Here is a 19,388-nt window from a genome sequence, read left to right on the forward strand (position 1 = left end):
GAGCAAATGCAGATAACTATTTTTGGCGGCAGTGGCTTTATTGGACAAAAACTTTCCGAAGAATTGATTGACCGCGGACACAACGTACTATGCATTTCCCGTAACGGAAAACCAAGTAACTTAACAACAGATTGGGCACGAAAAGTCCATTGGGTTCGCTCTGACATTTTAACAGACACCCATTGGCATTCAGCTGTTCAAAAAGCAGATTGGGTCATTGACGCAATCGGAATTTTAAGAGAGCAACCGACTAAAAATGTTACTTACGACCGCTTTATTCTAGAACCCGTTCGACTTATTTTAACGTATCTGAACACACAAGCAACTCCTGCTAAGTTTCTATTTCTATCAGCAAACAGCGCACCATTCCCGTTAAGAAACTATATGAATACCAAACTCCAAGCTGAACAATTAATCAAAGAACAAGCAAGTGAACCGGTAATTATTTACCCTAGTCTTGTCGTGGATAAAGAGCGTTTTTCTTCCGTGATAAGCGCGGCAGCGATCAATTTTCTAAAAAAAATACCTGGGATCAAAAAACTTACCAAAAGATATGACCCCATTTCAAGAGAACAATTAGCTGTCGAAATTGCCAATGTTCTCGAAGGAAAACCTTCTGTTTACACACATAGACGAATATAAAAAAAGGATTTTCAAATTGTACCGACCTCAAAAAGTTAGACTTAAACATCTACTTTTTTGAGTTTTTTTATATGGAAAAATATAGTATGAAATTCAAAATGCAAACTGTACATATGTAAGAGATCTTATTGACAATAATCCCACTTGGACGATTAATCAATTATCTGGCTATTCCCAATCTGCTTATATGCTAAAAGCCGGCGCTCACTTTGACATACTAACAACTAATGAAGATGATTTATCACAATTAAAACATTGACTCTTTTTAATTTAGTTGTGATAATTAGTTTATAGTAATATTATTTTTACATATCTATTCTTGCACTAAGATCCTGATAATTAAAGGAGAATGAGCCTTTGAAAAAGAAAAAATGGTTTATTGTTTTACTTGTACTAATTGGAGGTGTCAGCTTGTTTACTTTTAATCAAAATGCGAAGGAAAGAAAAGAGCAACAAATGATAGAAATGGAAACAATAACAGCAAAACAAATTAAAAATACCTTTGCGAATGTGACAAAAATTGAATTCGATGAGGAATATGGTGAAAATAAATTAACTGGCTATACAACAGTAGATGTTACAGTAACCACTAGCTACGGGGTGACCTCATTACTTGATGTCAGTATGACTCTGAATGATAGATCTAAAAAATTAGGCTCTTATGGCGTAGATCCTAACCTTTTAGAAGGTACAACAAAAAATGAAGTCAAAGTTATTTTTTCTAATAATACAGAAAGGAGCTTATAATGGCGACAGAAGAAGAATTAAAGGATTTAAACAATAGAGTTTATCAAGTTGATCCTGACTATAAGGACAGTGAAATTAAATATACTGATAAAGCTGACAATCAACTAAAAAGTAACGAGAGGAATATAATCAAAGCTGGGGATCAGAAATTCAAAGTACTTTCAGTCAAAGATGGTGACTACGGGTTTCAAGGGATGGCAGTAGCTCCCATAGTGAATGGTACACCAGATATATCTCAAGTAACAGTCGTTGCAGCGGGAACATACCCAGACGATTGGGATGACAACTGGGCTGCTGTAAAAGGAATGGCTCCGAACGGTTCTCCTCAAGCTGACGTTGCTTTACAGTATGTGGGGGAACTTATTGATAATAATCCAAATTGGACGATTAATCAGTTGTCAGGCTATTCTCAATCAGCATATATGCTAAAGGTAGGAGCCCATTTTCAAATCCCGGCTACAGTGTTTAGTGGGTGGTTTCAATACCGTTCGTTGTCAAAAGAGGAAGAAAAGTTTATGAAAGAGAATCCTCATTTATTTTTAAATTACCGTCAAAAAAATGACGATGTGACGAAATGGAATGATTTCAATTCTAAATGGGGAAATAGTGATGATTTTGGAACAATTGTATGGTTAGATGGTAATAGTCATAAATTAACTAGCTGGGAATTTGATAAAAAAACAGGACAGCTAAAGATATCAGATAGTTTGGGCAATTCCGAAGGAGCTATGATACAAGCCAGTCATTTTCTGATGCGTGGATTTTTAACTCAATTGACTATGTTAGATCAACTAAAAGCCAAACTAACTGCCAGTGGTGGCGGACTATCAAAGAATGAAAAAATTTATTTAGATGATCAACAGGCGTTACTAGCCGTTAATACAGGGCGAGCAGCTTATCAAAATGCGATGGCTAATGCTATAAAAGTATATCAACAGGCAATTACAGATGCAGAAGATATCTGGCAAGAAACATTCCGGGAAGCCCGTTCTCAAATAGAAGTACTCTCTGATAATGAAATGAAGGATAGCTTATCAGCGATAGGAGCTACTGAACAACGAATAGTTGGTGAACCAACAGAATTTTTCCAGCAAAAAATCAATAAAGCAAAAACGATGGATGAAAAATTCGAATCGTTATCTAAAGAAATCAAAAGTAAAATCAACGAAATGGTTCAAACAGATCAACAACTAGCGCAACAATTAAAGCCTTAAAAAGGAGCTAATAGATGAAAGAGGGACAGATTACAGCCGATTATCAGCGAAAACGCCGTGAACTTGAAGAGGATGAAGATATTCTCAAAAATACACAACGAACAGGAGAACAATTGATACAAGAAACGTTATCAGATATTTATCGAATTGTTCAACAATCAGCTGTAGATAGCGAGCCTTTTGATCGGGCAAAACAGTCAATTATGCAAATAGAAAATGACTATCACGAAGAGCTATCAAGAGCAAAAAAACAGCTATATCAACAACAAGAAAAACTTGAACAAGACTATCGAAATGACCTCCAAAAAGCAAATAAAGAATAAGGAGTTGTTCTATTGGAAGAATTAGCAAAAAAATTATTGAAAGAGTTAAAAAAGAATTTAGAAAAAATACGTGTACAAGCAATTGGTTCAGCCAAGATACAGAAATCTCATAACATGAAACAAGAATCTAAGAAACAAAGTGAAACAGCAATAGAAAGTGCTAAAAAGGCATTGTCTTCTTCCTCTCAAACTTTAGAAGGAGCAGTTAAAGGTCAGTTTGGAAAAAAAGTAACAGAAGCTTTTGAGAAGCAACAACAAACTTTAGATAAGCTATCTTCTTAGCATTCAATGATTAAATTGATAACACTCTACTAAAACTGTACTTGTTTTAAATCGCTTAAAGTAGTGTAAAATCATCTCTTGTATAATTTACATTTTAAATTCCATTCTATATTTTGCCATATAAAAAGACCCCAAAAAGTTAGATGTTTAGCTCTATTTTTTGAGGGTCGGTACATCTTATCTAACACTTTTTTTCTATATCCTCTATTGCTTAATAGATTCCCAAACTATTACAGTTCCTGGCTGGTCGCCTTTTGTCCACCATTTTGCTTTGTATGTTTGACCTTGGAACGTTACGGTATCGCCACCACTGTACGCTTTGCTTGTTTCCCATTCCAGAACTTTATCTGAAAGTAATCTCCACGCATCTGATTTGTCTGGACGATCACCTTTGTTCCACCATTTTGCTTCATACTCTAAATCATTGAAGAATACTTTATCGCCTGTATTATAAACGTTGTCGGCCTTCCAAGTAGAATGACCACTTGGTTTTTCTTTTGTTTTTACAGAAAATACATCACTAGTATCTGATACGTTTCCGCCAACGCTGATGGCTTTCACTGAGTATTTATACGTTGTCTCAGCATTTAACCCAGTATCTTTAAAGCTTGTTTTTTCTGTCGTGGCAACTTTTTTTCCATCGCGGTACACTTCATACTGTTTGACCCCTAAGAAATGTGCCGATTTTGTCCACATCAAGTCAACTGAATGTTCAGTTGTTCCCATAGAATGAACGTTGGTTGGTGCTGTCGGTTTTTGATTGTCTTCTGCTTCTGATTTTTGTGTTGTTGCTTTAACAACTGTACTTTTTTCAGAAATTTTACCAGTTGTTCCAACTGCTTCTACTTGATAAGCGTAGCTTGTATTTTCAACTAAATTCGTATCATTAAATTGCGTTCCACCAACTGTCGCAACTTTTTTTCCATCGCGGTATACATTATATTCTTTTACATTTGAAACAGTATCCCATGTTAATTTCAGGGAGGAAACCGTCACATCTGATACTTTGACATTCGTTGGGGCTGCTGGTATCTCTTCAACTGGCGGTGTAATTTCTCCATTCCCTTTTACATTTACATCAATGACATTATAAAAGGCATTTGGTGTATCTGCTACATCCCAAACAGCTAAAACAACATGGTAGCCAGAGTGGTCTGCTGGAATATTTACTTGATGTGATTTATTATTTGATGCAGTTGAACCATCATGTTTTAATTCACCAATCAATTGTAAATCTTTTCTAGCGATTGGTTTTTCTGGATTCCAACCATTTTTAGTGATATAGTAATGCCATTTCGTTGTGCTATGAGGCGCAGTGTAATACCAAGAGAATGTATTCTGACCTGTCTTAACCGTTTGCTTCACCCAACGGTCAGCTCCAGTTTCATCTAATACGAAGTCAGAAATTTGTCCTAATCCACCGTTTGCAGAAGCAATACGGCCATCTTCTGGACCCGCTTGCGGAAAGCCTTTTGGCGCTTCTAACGATTGCGGGTTTGTAATAACATTCCCATATTTTTCCATCGCTGCTGTCCAGCCCAGAGTATTTTTGTCTAATGACCCTTGGTAACCACGAGCAGCTGGCGTTTCTACATAGCCGTGAGCATTCACTTCATCTGCATTTAACAAACCTGCTCCACCTAAAATAATTGTTGACATCAACGCTAACCCTAATAACTTTTTCTTCATAATTGTCTCCCATCTATTTGTTTCACCTTCAATTGGCTTAACACTAGTTTAAACGTTTTGTAAGAAAAAAAGAGGTCATTTATCGTCATAAAAAAAGGAATACTTGGTTAAATCAGTCTTTTCTATTAAAATAATCATAACAATCAAACAAAATACGCTAAATATTACAAATGTTATCCCAAAATGGCGATTATAAAGGTCATTTTTTTCTACTTAAAAGAAAAAAATGGTCTATATATTTCGAGCTTTTGTAAAAAATAATACATTATTATCTAGGTTATATAGACAAAATAGACTGTTTCAAGTTAAAATAGGGTGCAACTTGATATTTACTTCATTATAAGCAGAATAAATAAAAAAATAACATAAAAACAGAAAGTGTTGATACTATTGAAAGAAATTCTTTCCTCTCGATCAAAACGTCAATTAGAGTTAGTAGAGCTATTAGCTGATAACGATTGGCTCTCTTTTACGAGAGCATCCGAATCTCTAAATGTTCCTGTAAAAACGTTGAAATCAGATATTGTTGAATTAGAAACAGTACTTTCACCTGCCACGATTGAATCGTCAAAAATATATGGTATTCGTTTAGCCACAAATTTTGGATTCTGCAAAACCATTATTTATCAAAAGTTCATAAAAAATAGTGTTGAATTCCAGTTAATTGAAAAGATTTTCTTACATAATTTCTCTACTATCGTTGATTTAGCTAACGATCTTTACATCAGTGTCTCGACAATCAAGCGAATCGTCCTTCGCGTCAATCAACTTCTTCAAATAGAAGGTTTTACGATCAACTTAAAAAAAATGCAGCTTGTCGGCGATCCACATAGTATTTGTAATTTTATGCAACATTATTTTCATGAGAAGTACGGAGTAGCTGAAAGTTTGTTGACACCCGCTCAGTTAGCTATTTTAGATCAAGTTGACCTTCAGATTATTAGTCAAGCCATTCCAGATGAATCATTGCGCAACTTAGATTTTTCTTTATTGAATCGTCTACGTTTTTACACGTATACCATTATCAATCTGCTAAAACATAATAGTGACAATCAACTTCACGATTTATCAGAAAAAGAATTTGATATTCTTAACGATTCCTATGCTTGCGCTGAATTTTATAGCCAATTTCAGCTACCTTTATCCGCAAGTAATTTAAGTATTTTTTTCTATTTAATTTTTAGTGATCAATATATTGATTCGATAGAAACGCTACGAGAACTGGTAAAAAGCGACCGCAATGCTCTTTTAAAGTATCAAAAAATTGAACATCTTCTACAAGAAATCGAGAAAAAAATGGATTGTCACTGTGACAATTTTGATGATATTTTTATGCGGCTCTATAACCTAGACTATCAAATTCATGGACGAACCTATATTTTGCATGATAAAAACAAAGAATTTCTTACAAGTATCAAAAACTTATATGGTCATTTTCCAATGGAACTGATCCACTCTTTGCAAGCAATTTTTTATGCGAATCCTTATAAAGAATATATGGTTTACGAAGCGATTTCGATTTTGTTTACCCATTGGCCAAACTTACTTGACCGATTAGAATATTCCACTCCTACCTTGAAAGCCTGCCTTTTATTTAATTCTGGTTTGGATTACATGAACATGCTCTCTGAACGAATTAATTATTATTTACGAGGTCGCTTTTCCTGTACACCGCTACAGGTTAGGTCATTAGATGAGCTGGAAAAAGAAGCTTCTGCTTATGATTGCATTATTACAAATATTCCTGAAATCTATATTGATACGATTCCGATCATTGTTATGCCACTAATCCCAGATGCTAAGAGTTTTGATAAATTAATGTTGGTTTATGAAGATTATTTTGAAAAAAATTGATTTTTTTATTTTATTTAAACTTTATTACATAAAAAATAGCGGAATTATATTTATTCAAACGAGAGAAATTTGTCCTATAAGCGAATAGTGAATATAACATTATAATCTTTCTCCAAGAAGGATTGTAATACCAGCCATTTTACACTACTATATATTGTAGAATAACGATACCTATTCGGTATTATGCGAATAAGGTATCGTTAAATATGTATATAGCTGGTTTGTTTCTTTGAAAAAAATGAATCTAAAAATTATGAATTTTTAACAATTTTGATTGCATGTTTTCTAATCATCATGCAACGAGTATTACTTTCTGCAACTACTGTACCAACCTACACGTTGTATCCTGGGAAGTTTTACATCTATTCCTTTATGAAGGTGGCAGTAGGAGCTGGTCTTAGTTTGGTTCCCTTATATATGGGCTATCATTATCAGAAAATAGCTAATATAAAAGTATTGCGCTATCTAAGTAGTTTTTTCCTACTATACATGGTTATAGCACTTACAAACAATGTCTTTTTTTATATTAAGTCTTCCGCATTGAATCTTCGCGATTATTGGATAATACTATTTCCAATTAGCCAAAACTACTTCATTTATGCTGTGTCTTGTTTTCTTTTATTCTGCAGTATTCCACTATTAACAAAGAGACTCAATACCTTATCGACAGACCGTTTAAAAAGAATAACCATTGGTTTGACCATTGCCTTCGTCCTATTGCCTACTTTATTTAATAAAGACATTTGGGGCTTTCAAGAAGGGAAAAATGTGGTCTGGATTTTCTATTTATTTTTCATTGGTTATGTCGTCAAACAGTTAAATCTAGAAAAAAAAATAAAATTTAAATTTTTGCATCTAGGTTTTAGTTTAGGGCTTCTTTTTGGTTTGATTTTACTGATGACGCAAGTTTCTTTATTTATTCGAGGCGATGCATCTACAGCTAATCGATTTTCAGTACCCTATTCTTTATTTTCGGTCTACTATGCTTTAAGCTTATTTCTTTTTTCAGAATCTATAGCACAAAAAATCAGCTTAAAAGCTACTGGTACTTTTATCGCTACCAGTTTGATTGTCACACAAGTACTCACTAGCTGGCCATTGACTAATTATAGAGTTTCCACTTTTTGGAAGATAAAGCTCTCTAGTTCCGGCTTAAATTGGCTATTAAATATCCTTAAGTATACTGGTATATACTTGCTTATAGCGATTAGTTTGATTACGATTTGCTTACTGCTTCAAAAATCATCCTTATATAAAACGCGAATAAACGACTTAAGTTTCGATTCTCCTACTCAATTTTATCAAAAGCTACGCAGCATAAAATCGTGGATTTACAGAAGAAAAGCGCTCTTTTTCGTTGCAATCTTCTTTTACTTTTTCACATGCGTACAACTCTTTTTACTTGATAAAACAGACGGTTGGTCGCAGACTTTCCAAGTAATCCTTAAAATTTTTACGCAACGTCAATCTATTTTGATATTAACGACTATGATTATCATGGGCTTTTTCCTATTACTTTTATTACTTACGAATCGCTTTTGGTACGTTTTTTTCGTTAACCTTTTTGATTGACTTACTCTTAACTGTCTCCAGTGTGATCAAAGTCAATTTAAGAGACGAGCCTGTTTTTCCTTCAGACTTGAAGATGTTAAATAGTATTTCGGAATTACTTTCCATGGTTAGTCCTGTTTTGGTTATGGCTGGTGCGATTTTAATCCTCGTGTTGACCATTTCTAGTATCGTGGTGCAAAGAAAGCTACAGCATCAATATGTGCTAAAATTCAATTGGAAAAAAAGAATTATTGGCATCATTACGTTGTCCGTTCTATTTTCAAGTGTCTTTTTTATAAATCATAAAAATTCACCTTCTTTCTTATTGTTTAATTTATTTAGAGTCAATAAACTCTTTATCAACCAAGGTGAAACAGTTTTAGAAAATGGTCCGATTATTCAATTTCTGAATAATATCGATATCAAGATAATGGATAAACCAGAAAACTATTCAAAAAATAAAATTGAAGAATTAATGAAAAAATATGATGCCGAAGCTGAAAAAATCAATCAAACAAGAAACGATTGGTTGGAAAATCAAACTCTTATTTTAAATTTAAGTGAAACCTTTAGTGATCCTGCTAGAGTTCCTAACCTTAATGTATTGAATGACCCAATCCCAACAATTAAAGAGCTCATGAAAAAAAATACGGGTGGCACAATGCTATCCGTAGGTTATGGTGGCGGTACCGCTAATATGGAATGGCAAAGTTTGACTGGTTTGGATATCAGTAGTCTATCCGCCTCATTAGTTACACCCTATACCCAGTTAGTCGGAGTGCAACATGTAAGTCCTAATATTACAAACCTGTTCGACGAAAAAATTGCAATTCACCCTTTTACTGCATCGCTGTATCAAAGAAAAAGTGTCTTTGAAAAATTTGGGTTTGATAAATTTTATTATGTAGACAGCCCAGACAAATTGACTTATACAGATAAAATCGAAAGAAGTCCACGAATTTCTGACGAGTCAGCGTACAAAGAAACATTAAAAGCGTTACAAAGTAATACAGAGACTACTCAATTTATTCAATTATCAACCATGCAAAATCATATGCCTTACCAAGATTATTATGATAAACTCGATTACAGTGCTGAAGGAAAAGCTGTTTTAGAGAGCAGAAAAGGGGAACTATCGACCTTCATGCAAGGACTTCATTATACAGATGAAGCTGTTAAAGAGTTCATAAAGGAATTAGATAAAATCCAAAAACCGATCACCTTTGTCTTCTATGGTGACCACTTGCCTTCTCTTTATAGTGGTAATGATCAAAAAAATATGGTTTAGAGCACCATGAGACAGATTATTTTATTTACAGCAATACTTTTAGCAGAGATCAAATAAAAAAATTAAATAAAAACGTTGTATCACCCTTTAATTTTAATGCCTTAGCATTTGAGCAAGCCAATATCAAGGTAACTCCTTTCTATGCATTATTAACTCAGGTAACAAATAAACTTCCGGCATCCACGATTGATCCAGTAGAAAGTGTCTCAAACCGTTATAACGGGAAACAAGTATTTGTTACAGAAAAAAATAAAATCATTTTAGAAAAAGATTTAACGGAGGAACAAAAAGAAATACTAGAGGATTATAAGTACATTCAATATGACTTGGTTGCAGGTGAATAATATTCTGCTGAATGAGCAGAACAAAAAGTTAAATAATTAAAAAGGGTGTGATACAAAAGTAATAATCATTTTGTATCACACCCTAAATGCGCATAAACGTTGGGAGCAGAAGCAATCCCTTCGGAAATAAGTTGAAATTGCTGTAAAACACAACGAGGAACGAGTTGATGTTGCACAGTACCTACTTGGTCACAAAAATTTAGTTACGTGATGTTCCATCAAAAATAGGTACTTTTGTTATTAATTTTTCATAAATTAGATTACTCATCATATGGAGCATCAATCGTGAGCAAAATTTTTTCTGGTTACCAGTGTTACTGGTCAGTACGCAGTATGTGCTAATCGATTTTAATTTAGTCGCTGCTATATTTGTCACTGAAATGATGGTTGTTCTATTGCATTTAGCTTCGATCATGATCTCATCGAGCTCTTCGTGTCGACCACTTAACGAAAATACAACAACCACATCTTGAAACGTGCTGATTTTAGGAATGCGTTCAATCAGTCGTTTATCTGAAAAATCATTCGTCCAAAAATCGATTGATTTTAGCTTATCATTAAATTCAGATGCGACTTGAGCACTTGATTCCGTTCCTATACAAAAAATTCTTCTTGCATTGATTAGACAGTTACATATTTTATCGATATTTTTTTCGTCCACTAATTCTAAAGTCGTTAACGTCTCTTTCTTTATACTATCTAATACATGTAAAAAATTGGATTGTTTTGGGTAAATCTGTTTCTTTTTCTCTCTCGATTGGATGAATGCAGCTTTCAGTTCGTTAAATGTCGCGTAATTTAATTTTTTACATGCCCGAATGACTGTAGTATTCGATATATACAGCGCATCTTTGATGTCTTTCAATTTTAACCCTTCGATTTCTTCAAATTTTAAAATAAAATGAATAACTTCCCGTTCGGCTTCTGACAATCTCTCATAGTTTGAATTGATATCCTTATAAATATCACTCACACAAATCAAATCCTCTCTATCTCAAAGCGTTACTATTCTCTGAAAACGAACGAACATGGTGGTAGTTCCAAGTATTTCCAACGATATTGATAGGAACTTGCTGTTCTGTTTTAGTGAACTACAACGATTAATCCTGTTTCTCCAGAAAGAAACGCTTAGGTAAAACCGATCGGCCTTCTCCTTTATTCATTAGCTCGATCATCAAGTAAATAGAGTCAACTTCGACCATTTTACATGTCTGCGGATTGATTAAAGACAGCATCATCTTTCTATATAGACATCCTTTATCTTGGCTAAACAGGTTCCCCTGTTGCAGATAGCCAACTGTTTTATCAAGTAAAACATTATACGTGAATAAACTCACTTTGTTTGTACTCTGTATGTCTAGTTCTTTTGTTCCATCTATTTCTTCTAATCGACCCGTTTTTTAATAAATAGCGCACTGTTAGATACGTAATTGCTGCCTTCTTTTATTTTCAAACTATCATGAGTCGAAGAAAATGGTGCCTATACAAATAATTTTCAAGATCTACTCTTTAAAGCTTATCTTATTTCAAAAAAAGTACAAGAGGAAATTTCTACTTTATACTCCAGATTGTATGTATGAGACAGTTCTGACGGGGTCAATCTATTTATTGATAAAAAATTGTATGATACTATTATTCCCGTTTTAGGTTGGTAAAACATGCAACGTTCCCTGAAATATATCCTCTACAATCCAGATACATAGCAAACTGTTGCCTTTAGTATGTAAACTGAAAAACGAATTCAAAAGAAAGTAGTTCTTTTTGAAATCCTTTCTATTTTTACACATTAGAAATAACCCTATCCTATGCATTTTTACTCTTCTTGTCGCTTAAAACAATGTGCTAAATGATCATCTACCATGCCTGTTGCTTGCATAAATGCATAGACTGTCGTTGTACCTAAAAATTTAAATCCCTTTTTCTTCAAATCTTTGCTGATTTTATCTGATAATTCCGTTGATGCTGGAACTTCTCCAACTTCTTTCCACCTATTTTTAATCGGTGTTCCATCCACATACGCCCAAATAAATTGATCAAAACTACCATATTCCTCTTGAATCCTCATAAAGACTTGCGCATTATTGATTGTTGCATTGATTTTTAGCTTATTTCTGATGATTCCTGGATCTTTCAATAAAGAATCGATCTTCTCTTGGGTATACTCGGCAATTTTTGTATAATCAAACTGATCGTATGCACTGGTGAGTGTCCCTCTTTTCTTTAGAATCGTTGACCAGCTCAACCCAGCTTGCATACTTTCTAAAATCAGCATTTCAAAAAGTTTTTGATCACTATGCTCAGCGGTTCCCCATTCCTCATCGTGATATGTTTCTTCTAATTCTTTGCCCTGTGCCCAATCACACCTGATTTTTTCCATATTCGACTCCATTCTTATAGCGTTTAATCAAGAATAACACGAGAACGTACGTTTGTAAATTGAGTTTTAAAAAAGATCAAGGCCGTTTACTCCCTTAATCTTTAAAAGCTATTTATCTATCTAATTTACTTGCTGCTGCTTCATCTAAGATAACAGTAAGATTCGGATGTAATTGTAAAATAGATGCAGGGAACTCTTCGGTGACGGGGCCTTGTAAGACGTTCTTTACCATCTCAGCTTTTTTTTCGCCGTTCACGATCAAAATCAAGTGTTTTACCCGCATGACACTAACAGGTCCCATAGTAACGAACTCCATGTCTTTTTCCATCATGTCTGGTACAAACCAAGGTTCTTCACCAGTGACCTTTATCTTATAAGTCAAATTTTCAAAACTTGTCGTTGTCGGCATATTCCCACAGAAATGGCCATCTCCACCTAAACCGATCAACATGGCATCTAATCCGCCGTCCATTGCCAAACGTTTGTCTTGTTCAGCATAATTTTCAACGGTTAAAGGATGAATATTGGCTTCATCGATAGTGGCAGGAGTAAAATATAGTTTTCGTAAATCTGTTATCGTTATTCCTTCCTTTTGACCAGCGACAGGAACTTCATCAAAGTTATAATAGTGAACATTGGCATAATTGGGGGAATCTTTTACAATTTCTACCATTTTTTTATAAACATGAACTGGGGTATTCCCTGCTGTTATTGATAAGTTAACCCGTTTATCTTGGCTCATATGACCAAATAAAATATTTTTAGTTGTTTCGCTCATTGCTTCAAAGTCTTTCTCAATCATAATTTTCATGTGGCTCACTCCATTTCCTTTTTATACGTCCATTGTATAATGTGGGAACCATCCCATGTCAACGGTTTTTCCGAAAAACAGAAAAGAGTGTAGCCCAAACGAAAAACGCCGTTTTGCTCCACACTTTAAATTAAGTAGCACTATGAAATATCAGCTTTATCTTGTTGCGATAATGTACAATTAAAATCTTTCAACTCTCTATTTGTAGATTACCCAAAAATTCAAGGCTTCATTCATCAATTCATCCGCTGTAAACTCTTTTTTCGAATGTCCTTTTGCTTCTGAATCATTTGGATCATTCAGCCAAAACTTTCCGTTATTTGTCCCACTAAGCACCATGATATGACCTGTTTTTGTAAATAAACCTGGCTTTACAGATATGATTACAGGATGTTTCTGTTTCAAGTGCTCTTCTACAGAGGCAATATCTGTTTCAAGATCTTGAAATTGATACCCTTTTACCATTGCAAAATCAGAGAACGCCGACCAAGCCGTACCTTCCCCTTCAACAAAATAATCATTTTTGGACCAGTCTAAAATATCTTGAGGTGTATATGGTTTGTTATCTAAATAAGATGATACCATTGCTAAAGACAAAATCGCACAACCATTAATTTCTAAGGTATTCCCATCAGGATTTCCCATGCCATATGGCGTTGTCTTCCATTTATCATCTGTTTGCAATAATAAGTTGATTGGCATCCGGTTCGCAAATTTCCCATCACTTAAATCTTGATTGATTTGTTCAGTATACGTTAGTTTTTTGACTTTTTCTGGTTCTTTTTTAGTTTCACTTGTCTCCGTTACTTCTATCTCGTCCGCCTTACTATCATTAAATAAAGCTGAAAATCCGTGTCCTTCTTCCATCGGTGCTACTTTTGCTAAAATCGCTCCTGCAAATGCAGTTGCTACTAATAATCCTATGATATAAACTTTTGAATTCTTCGTCTCTTTTTGGTTCATTGGTATCTCCTTCTTTTCAGTTGAAAGTCTTAGCCGATCACTCACTTTCAAACGAATTACATATACAGTAATCAGTACTTCTAATATTACTGAATATATTGAAAAAAGCAAGTAGGAATAATCATTGACGAAATTATTACGAACATATTTTCTTGAATTTTTTGTCTTTTTTAGGTAGAATGATAGTACCTGATTATTCAGAGTCTGACAGTAGCAGTAAATTCGTAAAGGAGGTAGAAGAATGGACAATAACCATAAATCAACAATGAAAAGCATTTCAAAATTGATCAGCCAGTCTTCCCAAAGTTTCTTTTCGGCGTTTTTAGACGACTCTAAAGATAAGCAGAGCAAAAATAAAGAGCGTGAAGAAATTCTTAAGAAATTACAAGTTGCTTCTGCTCAAAAAAGTTTAGTTGTTTTACAATTAAAGGAAGTGCCGACTTCTCAAAAGTTTGAAACAGCTTCCGGTTGGATCGTTTCTAAAAAAATTGGTGATTCGATCATGCTACGCTTACAAGAAGATAGTCAACAAATTCGGATGATTACTGTTGAACATATAAAAAAAGTAAGTACTTTGTCTAAAAATGACAAACGTCTAATCAAATAAACAAAGCAGTTAGAGGGAAAGATACTATTTCTCTCTGGCTGTTTTTTTATCTAAAAACAAGAGATTACTCGCCAACTTATAACACTAAAAAACTAACGCTAAACACTTCTCCTTATGCTTTTGACTTTTTTAAACATCTCGATTTTACGTCTACAGAACCTTAGCAAGAAATAGATGGGCTGTTTTTTGTTCCGAGAGAAAAAATAGTATAAGATCACTGCACAAAAGCAAGTAAACGGGGTATACTAAAGATGAAGAAAGTATCTTATCTGGCAGGAGGGACAATCATGTATTTGAAAATGTATAATGATACACATCAATCACTTATCGATCATTACTGCTTATCAGACATAAAGTTACGCTATGTTCGTGAGCCTAGAATTGCTATTGCATTAACACAAAAAGACCCACGACGGCACGCTGTTCTTATTTTCGAAGACAAGCATTTGGTTGCTTTTTTGACCCTGTTTGAAGCAAAGGGCAGTAGTCCTTACTCTGATAATAAAAACTGTTTAATTGTGCAAGATATTTCAACTGACTTTCGCCATTTAAATAATGGGTATGTTCGACAAGCCATTCAATTGCTTCCATCATTCATTCGTCAACACTTTTCAACGATCGACCAACTTATGATTGTTGTCAATGAGGACAAAGCCTTCACCCAAGCATTATGTGTGGATGCAGGCTTTAAAGACACCTGTCAGCTGGTCCCGCCTATTTATGGTTCACAAGTACGGTTACAGCTTCCTGTTTAAATAAAAAAGGTATATGGAGGAAACACAATGCAACTAAAATTATTAGATAAACTAAACTATACAATCATGAAATTTCCTACCCATACCAAAATCCCTATGTCTTTTCATGAGATAAATGACTTCAAAAGTATCACTTATACAGAAGATGAATGTTCAATTGTTGTTCCTTGTGGCTCACTTGAAACGGATCAAGCTCTTTCTGTCGATAATGATTGGTTTATTATCCAGATCGTCGGTGAATTAGACTTTTCTTTAATCGGTATTTTAACACAATTAGCCAACCCTTTAGCCGAAAATCATATCTCGATTTTCGCCCTCTCTACTTATAATACAGATTACCTTTTAATGAAAAACAAGGATAAAGACAACGCAATTCGTGTATTGTGTGATTGCGGTCATACTTTTCACTAAAACGGTAAGCATCAAGTTGCACCTTATAAAAGCTCAACTTCTTGTTCCATTCTCTTTTATGGGTATTATTTTAGCAATCTGATACAATATAGACTATAGAACATACACTTTTTAAAAGGAGCTATACAATGAAAAATGAGTATGACAACCCTATCTTTTTTGCAGCGTACAGCGAAATGGATCGATCAAAAAAAGGGCTGGAAGGTGCCGGCGAATGGCATGAGCTGAAAAAACTACTCCCTGATTTTACTGGAAAAGCGGTTCTGGATCTTGGCTGCGGTTACGGCTGGCATTGCCGATATGCCGTTGAGAACGGTGCTAAAAAAGTCATTGGCATTGATTTATCTGAACGAATGATTGAAAAAGCGAAGGAAATGACAAATTCCTCAAAAATCAGTTATCACTTAATGGGTATGGAAGAAATCGACGGGTTGAACGAAACATTCGATATTGTCATCAGCTCGTTGGCACTTCACTATGTGCCTTCATTCCATGAGATTGCAAAGAAGGTCAATCACTGTTTAACCGCTGGTGGCGATTTTGTCTTTTCCGCAGAACATCCAATTTTTACCGCACAAGGAACAGAAGATTGGGTTTACGACCAGGATAAGCAACCCCTTTATTGGCCAGTTGACCGCTATTTTGATGAGAGTATTCGCGAAACAACCTTTTTAGGTGAATCAGTCCTGAAATACCATAAGACTTTAACAACTTATCTAGATGGCTTATTAACGAACGGCTTTCAGCTTACCCGAATTGTCGAGCCAATGCCTGCTCCTGAAATGTTAGAAGCTAGTACTGAAATGCGTAATGAGTTGCGTAGACCGATGATGTTGCTGGTTTCTGCTAAAAAAGGCATCCAACAAGACTAAATCATTTCGATGGTCTTACCAAAAAGGAGGGATACCGAATGCACGATTTAGCTCAAAATATTATGGATAACTTGATTCCATTTTTTGATCTATTTATTTTAGCGTTGAATATTTTTTCAATCATTGTCTTGATTTGGGGTGTTATCATGGCTGGAATCGATTTTCTAAAAAGTGAACGCTTAGACCGAAATCGTATTGTGATGGCCCGACAAAATAATTTCATTAAAAGTTTTCTAGGTAGTTATATTTTGCTTAGTTTGGAAATACTGATTGCTGCAGATATTATTGAATCGATCATCAAACCAACCTTTCAAGATATCTTAAAATTAGCCATTTTGGTCGTGATCCGAACAGTGATTTCGTACTTCTTGCATAAAGAAATTGAAGATGCGTTGAAAGATAAGGAAAATGAACTAGACGAAAAAAAGACAAGCTGAATTAAAAACTAAACCGACCTAAAAGCATTAGATTTTGATCTAACGTTTGTAGGTCGGTTTAGTTTTCACTTTCTTCTGCTTGCTCATTTTATTCTATAATGTCCTTATGCCTGTCTGGGCAAATCGGTGAATCCAAACTCATCTTCTTGCATTAAACGCCATCTTCGTTTGGCTGTATTGTAAATCAGTATTGCTATTACTGGTTCGTTGCGATACGCAAAGTTTTTTGTTTTCCATAAAGAATCCTCCACTACATGAATAGGGATATGGTATTCTTTGCCTTTGATATCCATCTGATCGAAACAAAAAACAACGCCTTCTTGTAAAATTGTCTTCATTTCTTTCAATAATTCTACATCCAGCTTCTCAACTGAAATGCCTCGTTTAAAGAATGTTTTTCGATCATTGACTTTTTCCAAAATCACCCGAGTGATCTTATCCGCCAAAATCCGATAAAACTCGTCGATATAACGATAATAAACCCTTGTCATGTGATCGACAAATTCAAAAAAAACGAAATCATTTTGTAATTTATAAAAAAATGGCGAATGAAGACTCGTTTTCATATGACCAAAGTAAAGCAGCTCTGAAATTTCCAAAGGTGTCAATTCTTTGAGCATTGTAACATCTGAAAAATCGATCCATTTAATCTCTTCGTTCATTTTGCGCCGATGAGCAGTAGAAAAATAGTACTCTACATTCTCTTGTCCGCGAATAATTTTTAATCCGCTGTGCATATCGTACTCCCCTTCTTCAACAGAAGGATTCAGTAATAGCAGGTTCTTAGGGTGATGAACAATGGAGCGCGTAAAGTCTGTATGTGTGATCCCTTTTGATAATACTGCATTACTCGTCATATCAATATGTACATAAATCAAATCCAACATTTGTTCTATCACCCCCATCGTTTGTCTTCTATTCCATTCTACAATATTTCTGAAAGAAAAGCTTGTGTCTTTTATTTTAAGATTAAGTTACAAAGAGTTAAAAAGTGCCCACTTTCTATATCAGATAAAGGATATCCACTAAAAAATAATGTGCAATTTCCGTACTTTTAAGGTTCCTTTTTAATATATCTATTTATAAAAAAAATAAGAATTTTAACTAGGGTTTCAAATTGATTTATGATACACTTAAAAGAAAAAAGGAGGATGCTTATGGCCTCGAAAAAAGTACGCCCTAAAAAGAAAAAATCAAGAAAAAGTAATTGGCTGATTAATATCTTCCTATTCTTATTACTCATTGTTGGTTTAGCCTTAGTTTTCAATACACAAATCAGAAATTGGTTGATTCAACAAAATGGAAAAGAATATGCTGTAGAGAAGTTAACGCCTGAAATCGTTCAAAAAAATAATCAGACCGATACTTCTTTTGACTTTGCTGCAGTTGAATCTCTTAGTACAGAAGCTGTTCTAAAAGCCCAGCTGTCAAATAAAAACCTGCCTGTTGTTGGTGCCGTTGCACTGCCTGATGTAAAAATCAACTTGCCGATTTTCAGAGGATTAGACAATGTTGTTTTACTAACGGGTGCTGGAACGATGAAGCCGGATCAAGAGATGGGGAAAGGCAATTATGCTCTTGCTAGTCATCGTGTACAGGACATGATTTCTTTGTTTTCACCACTGGAATATTCAAAACCAGGAGAACTGATTTATACGACAGATTTGAACAATGTTTATACATATAAAATCACTTATGTTGAAAAAATCGATCCTTCCAGAGTAGAGTTGATCGATGACGTCCCAGGCAAGAAGATGATCACATTGATCACCTGTGGCGATATGTATGCGACAACACGAATCGCTGTGCAAGGTGAATTAGAATCAGTCACACCAATGGAAAAGGCTACACAAGCAATGACAGACGCATTCAATATGGAACAATTAACATTATAGGTTCTCAAAAATAAAACAGCTAAACTAAAAGTTGCATGCTTTTAATTTAGCTGTTTTATTCTATTTACAGATGAGTCGTTTTCCTCATTCGACCATATCCATAACGAATAGTGGATAAAATAAGTACGATTGGATAGATGAATAGTGTCACCGCAAGCCACTCAACGCTAAAAACAGACATAAATGAAACATGATATGTAACTGCATAAATCAATGGCAACACAATGGCCAACAACCCATAATACAAACTCATCTCAAATACTACTGTTTTAAATACTCGTTTCATGAACCATTCCCCTATTCCTTTTGACTTTATCTGTTATTTT

The 19,388-nt window shown here is 34.6% G+C and carries 22 protein-coding genes; 14 read left to right on the forward strand and 8 right to left on the reverse strand.

The genetic code is table 11. The features are described 5' to 3' along the window. Positions 1-6 precede the first annotated feature (6 nt). The 5 genes from AC1PU0_RS15370 (at position 7) to AC1PU0_RS15390 (ending at position 3,208) form a co-directional block, all read left to right on the forward strand. Positions 7-642, forward strand: a complete 636-nt coding sequence (locus AC1PU0_RS15370) for an NAD-dependent epimerase/dehydratase family protein (protein ID WP_206850753.1) — start codon at positions 7-9, stop codon at positions 640-642. A 357-nt stretch (positions 643-999) separates the two neighbouring features. Continuing rightward, entirely contained in the window at positions 1,000-1,389 is a 390-nt protein-coding gene (locus AC1PU0_RS15375) for a hypothetical protein (RefSeq protein WP_479998544.1), read from the forward strand. Further along, positions 1,389-2,603 carry a hypothetical protein gene (locus AC1PU0_RS15380; RefSeq protein WP_479998545.1) on the forward strand — a complete coding sequence of 405 codons (1,215 nt, stop codon included), beginning with the start codon at positions 1,389-1,391 and terminating at the stop codon, positions 2,601-2,603. The genes AC1PU0_RS15375 and AC1PU0_RS15380 overlap by 1 nt, the downstream gene beginning before the upstream one ends. A 14-nt stretch (positions 2,604-2,617) precedes the next feature. Next, positions 2,618-2,926, forward strand: coding sequence for a hypothetical protein (locus AC1PU0_RS15385; protein ID WP_479998546.1), 309 nt, complete (start codon positions 2,618-2,620; stop codon positions 2,924-2,926). A gap of 12 nt (positions 2,927-2,938) precedes the next feature. Next, complete coding sequence (locus AC1PU0_RS15390) at positions 2,939-3,208, forward strand: hypothetical protein (protein ID WP_479998547.1); 270 nt, start codon at positions 2,939-2,941, stop codon at positions 3,206-3,208. Between the two features lie 204 nt (positions 3,209-3,412). On the opposite strand, the gene AC1PU0_RS15395 is transcribed toward AC1PU0_RS15390, so the two are convergent. After that, complete coding sequence (locus AC1PU0_RS15395; protein ID WP_479998548.1) at positions 3,413-4,897, reverse strand: lytic polysaccharide monooxygenase; 1,485 nt, start codon at positions 4,895-4,897, stop codon at positions 3,413-3,415. Between the two features lie 390 nt (positions 4,898-5,287). Between AC1PU0_RS15395 and AC1PU0_RS15400 the strand changes: the two genes are divergently transcribed. The 3 genes from AC1PU0_RS15400 (at position 5,288) to AC1PU0_RS15410 (ending at position 9,590) form a co-directional block, all read left to right on the forward strand. After that, positions 5,288-6,751 (forward strand): AcpB/EbpR/MafR family transcriptional regulator, encoded by a 1,464-nt coding sequence (locus AC1PU0_RS15400; RefSeq protein WP_069654951.1) that lies wholly within the window; start codon positions 5,288-5,290, stop codon positions 6,749-6,751. Between the two features lie 270 nt (positions 6,752-7,021). Further along, positions 7,022-8,323, forward strand: a complete 1,302-nt coding sequence (locus AC1PU0_RS15405; RefSeq protein WP_479998549.1) for a hypothetical protein — start codon at positions 7,022-7,024, stop codon at positions 8,321-8,323. A gap of 103 nt (positions 8,324-8,426) precedes the next feature. Further along, complete coding sequence (locus AC1PU0_RS15410; protein ID WP_479998550.1) at positions 8,427-9,590, forward strand: LTA synthase family protein; 1,164 nt, start codon at positions 8,427-8,429, stop codon at positions 9,588-9,590. A 543-nt stretch (positions 9,591-10,133) separates the two neighbouring features. Here the strand turns inward: AC1PU0_RS15410 and AC1PU0_RS15415 are convergent. The 5 genes from AC1PU0_RS15415 to AC1PU0_RS15435 all read right to left on the reverse strand — a co-directional run bounded on the left by AC1PU0_RS15415 (position 10,134) and on the right by AC1PU0_RS15435 (position 14,085). Next, positions 10,134-10,907 (reverse strand): MurR/RpiR family transcriptional regulator, encoded by a 774-nt coding sequence (locus AC1PU0_RS15415; RefSeq protein WP_111248919.1) that lies wholly within the window; start codon positions 10,905-10,907, stop codon positions 10,134-10,136. 127 nt (positions 10,908-11,034) lie between these two features. Continuing rightward, entirely contained in the window at positions 11,035-11,271 is a 237-nt protein-coding gene (locus tag AC1PU0_RS15420; RefSeq protein WP_206836904.1) for a hypothetical protein, read from the reverse strand. A gap of 476 nt (positions 11,272-11,747) precedes the next feature. Further along, entirely contained in the window at positions 11,748-12,311 is a 564-nt protein-coding gene (locus tag AC1PU0_RS15425) for a DNA-3-methyladenine glycosylase I (protein ID WP_069654948.1), read from the reverse strand. 112 nt (positions 12,312-12,423) lie between these two features. After that, entirely contained in the window at positions 12,424-13,122 is a 699-nt protein-coding gene (locus tag AC1PU0_RS15430) for a glucosamine-6-phosphate deaminase (RefSeq protein ID WP_111248922.1), read from the reverse strand. A gap of 198 nt (positions 13,123-13,320) precedes the next feature. Further along, complete coding sequence (locus AC1PU0_RS15435) at positions 13,321-14,085, reverse strand: C39 family peptidase (protein ID WP_479998551.1); 765 nt, start codon at positions 14,083-14,085, stop codon at positions 13,321-13,323. Positions 14,086-14,326: 241 nt separating this feature from the next. Between AC1PU0_RS15435 and AC1PU0_RS15440 the strand changes: the two genes are divergently transcribed. From AC1PU0_RS15440 to AC1PU0_RS15460, 5 genes are all read left to right on the forward strand, one after another. Beyond that, positions 14,327-14,692, forward strand: a complete 366-nt coding sequence (locus AC1PU0_RS15440) for a hypothetical protein (RefSeq protein WP_206850176.1) — start codon at positions 14,327-14,329, stop codon at positions 14,690-14,692. A gap of 251 nt (positions 14,693-14,943) precedes the next feature. Next, positions 14,944-15,447 carry a GNAT family N-acetyltransferase gene (locus AC1PU0_RS15445; RefSeq protein ID WP_479998552.1) on the forward strand — a complete coding sequence of 168 codons (504 nt, stop codon included), beginning with the start codon at positions 14,944-14,946 and terminating at the stop codon, positions 15,445-15,447. 27 nt (positions 15,448-15,474) lie between these two features. Beyond that, complete coding sequence (locus AC1PU0_RS15450; RefSeq protein WP_479998553.1) at positions 15,475-15,858, forward strand: ACT domain-containing protein; 384 nt, start codon at positions 15,475-15,477, stop codon at positions 15,856-15,858. A gap of 128 nt (positions 15,859-15,986) precedes the next feature. Further along, on the forward strand, positions 15,987-16,730 hold the full coding sequence (locus AC1PU0_RS15455) for a class I SAM-dependent methyltransferase (protein WP_479998554.1): 744 nt from the start codon (positions 15,987-15,989) through the stop codon (positions 16,728-16,730). Between the two features lie 38 nt (positions 16,731-16,768). Continuing rightward, entirely contained in the window at positions 16,769-17,167 is a 399-nt protein-coding gene (locus AC1PU0_RS15460; protein WP_069654941.1) for a DUF1622 domain-containing protein, read from the forward strand. 104 nt (positions 17,168-17,271) lie between these two features. Here AC1PU0_RS15460 and AC1PU0_RS15465 read toward each other — a convergent pair whose 3' ends face one another. Continuing rightward, positions 17,272-18,054, reverse strand: coding sequence for a hypothetical protein (locus AC1PU0_RS15465; RefSeq protein ID WP_141706577.1), 783 nt, complete (start codon positions 18,052-18,054; stop codon positions 17,272-17,274). Positions 18,055-18,324: 270 nt separating this feature from the next. Between AC1PU0_RS15465 and AC1PU0_RS15470 the strand changes: the two genes are divergently transcribed. Continuing rightward, on the forward strand, positions 18,325-19,062 hold the full coding sequence (locus AC1PU0_RS15470) for a class A sortase (RefSeq protein WP_069654939.1): 738 nt from the start codon (positions 18,325-18,327) through the stop codon (positions 19,060-19,062). Positions 19,063-19,126: 64 nt separating this feature from the next. Here AC1PU0_RS15470 and AC1PU0_RS15475 read toward each other — a convergent pair whose 3' ends face one another. Further along, the gene (locus AC1PU0_RS15475) at positions 19,127-19,348 is read right to left on the reverse strand and encodes a hypothetical protein (RefSeq protein WP_069654938.1); all 222 of its coding nucleotides are present in this window, start codon (positions 19,346-19,348) and stop codon (positions 19,127-19,129) included. Positions 19,349-19,388: the final 40 nt, after the last annotated feature.

Source organism: Enterococcus sp. XAF26B05_ASV22 (assembly GCF_056727285.1).

Coding starts and splice junctions, on each gene's coding strand:
- AC1PU0_RS15410 (WP_479998550.1), top strand. CDS start 8,427: ATGGTTAGTCCTGTTTTGGTTATGGCTGGTGCGATTTTAATCCTCGTG.
- AC1PU0_RS15460 (WP_069654941.1), top strand. CDS start 16,769: ATGCACGATTTAGCTCAAAATATTATGGATAACTTGATTCCATTTTTT.
- AC1PU0_RS15395 (WP_479998548.1), bottom strand. CDS start 4,897: ATGAAGAAAAAGTTATTAGGGTTAGCGTTGATGTCAACAATTATTTTA.
- AC1PU0_RS15455 (WP_479998554.1), top strand. CDS start 15,987: ATGAAAAATGAGTATGACAACCCTATCTTTTTTGCAGCGTACAGCGAA.
- AC1PU0_RS15370 (WP_206850753.1), top strand. CDS start 7: ATGCAGATAACTATTTTTGGCGGCAGTGGCTTTATTGGACAAAAACTT.
- AC1PU0_RS15385 (WP_479998546.1), top strand. CDS start 2,618: ATGAAAGAGGGACAGATTACAGCCGATTATCAGCGAAAACGCCGTGAA.
- AC1PU0_RS15445 (WP_479998552.1), top strand. CDS start 14,944: ATGAAGAAAGTATCTTATCTGGCAGGAGGGACAATCATGTATTTGAAA.
- AC1PU0_RS15435 (WP_479998551.1), bottom strand. CDS start 14,085: ATGAACCAAAAAGAGACGAAGAATTCAAAAGTTTATATCATAGGATTA.
- AC1PU0_RS15430 (WP_111248922.1), bottom strand. CDS start 13,122: ATGAAAATTATGATTGAGAAAGACTTTGAAGCAATGAGCGAAACAACT.
- AC1PU0_RS15440 (WP_206850176.1), top strand. CDS start 14,327: ATGGACAATAACCATAAATCAACAATGAAAAGCATTTCAAAATTGATC.
- AC1PU0_RS15380 (WP_479998545.1), top strand. CDS start 1,389: ATGGCGACAGAAGAAGAATTAAAGGATTTAAACAATAGAGTTTATCAA.
- AC1PU0_RS15450 (WP_479998553.1), top strand. CDS start 15,475: ATGCAACTAAAATTATTAGATAAACTAAACTATACAATCATGAAATTT.
- AC1PU0_RS15425 (WP_069654948.1), bottom strand. CDS start 12,311: ATGGAAAAAATCAGGTGTGATTGGGCACAGGGCAAAGAATTAGAAGAA.
- AC1PU0_RS15475 (WP_069654938.1), bottom strand. CDS start 19,348: ATGAAACGAGTATTTAAAACAGTAGTATTTGAGATGAGTTTGTATTAT.
- AC1PU0_RS15465 (WP_141706577.1), bottom strand. CDS start 18,054: ATGTTGGATTTGATTTATGTACATATTGATATGACGAGTAATGCAGTA.
- AC1PU0_RS15470 (WP_069654939.1), top strand. CDS start 18,325: ATGGCCTCGAAAAAAGTACGCCCTAAAAAGAAAAAATCAAGAAAAAGT.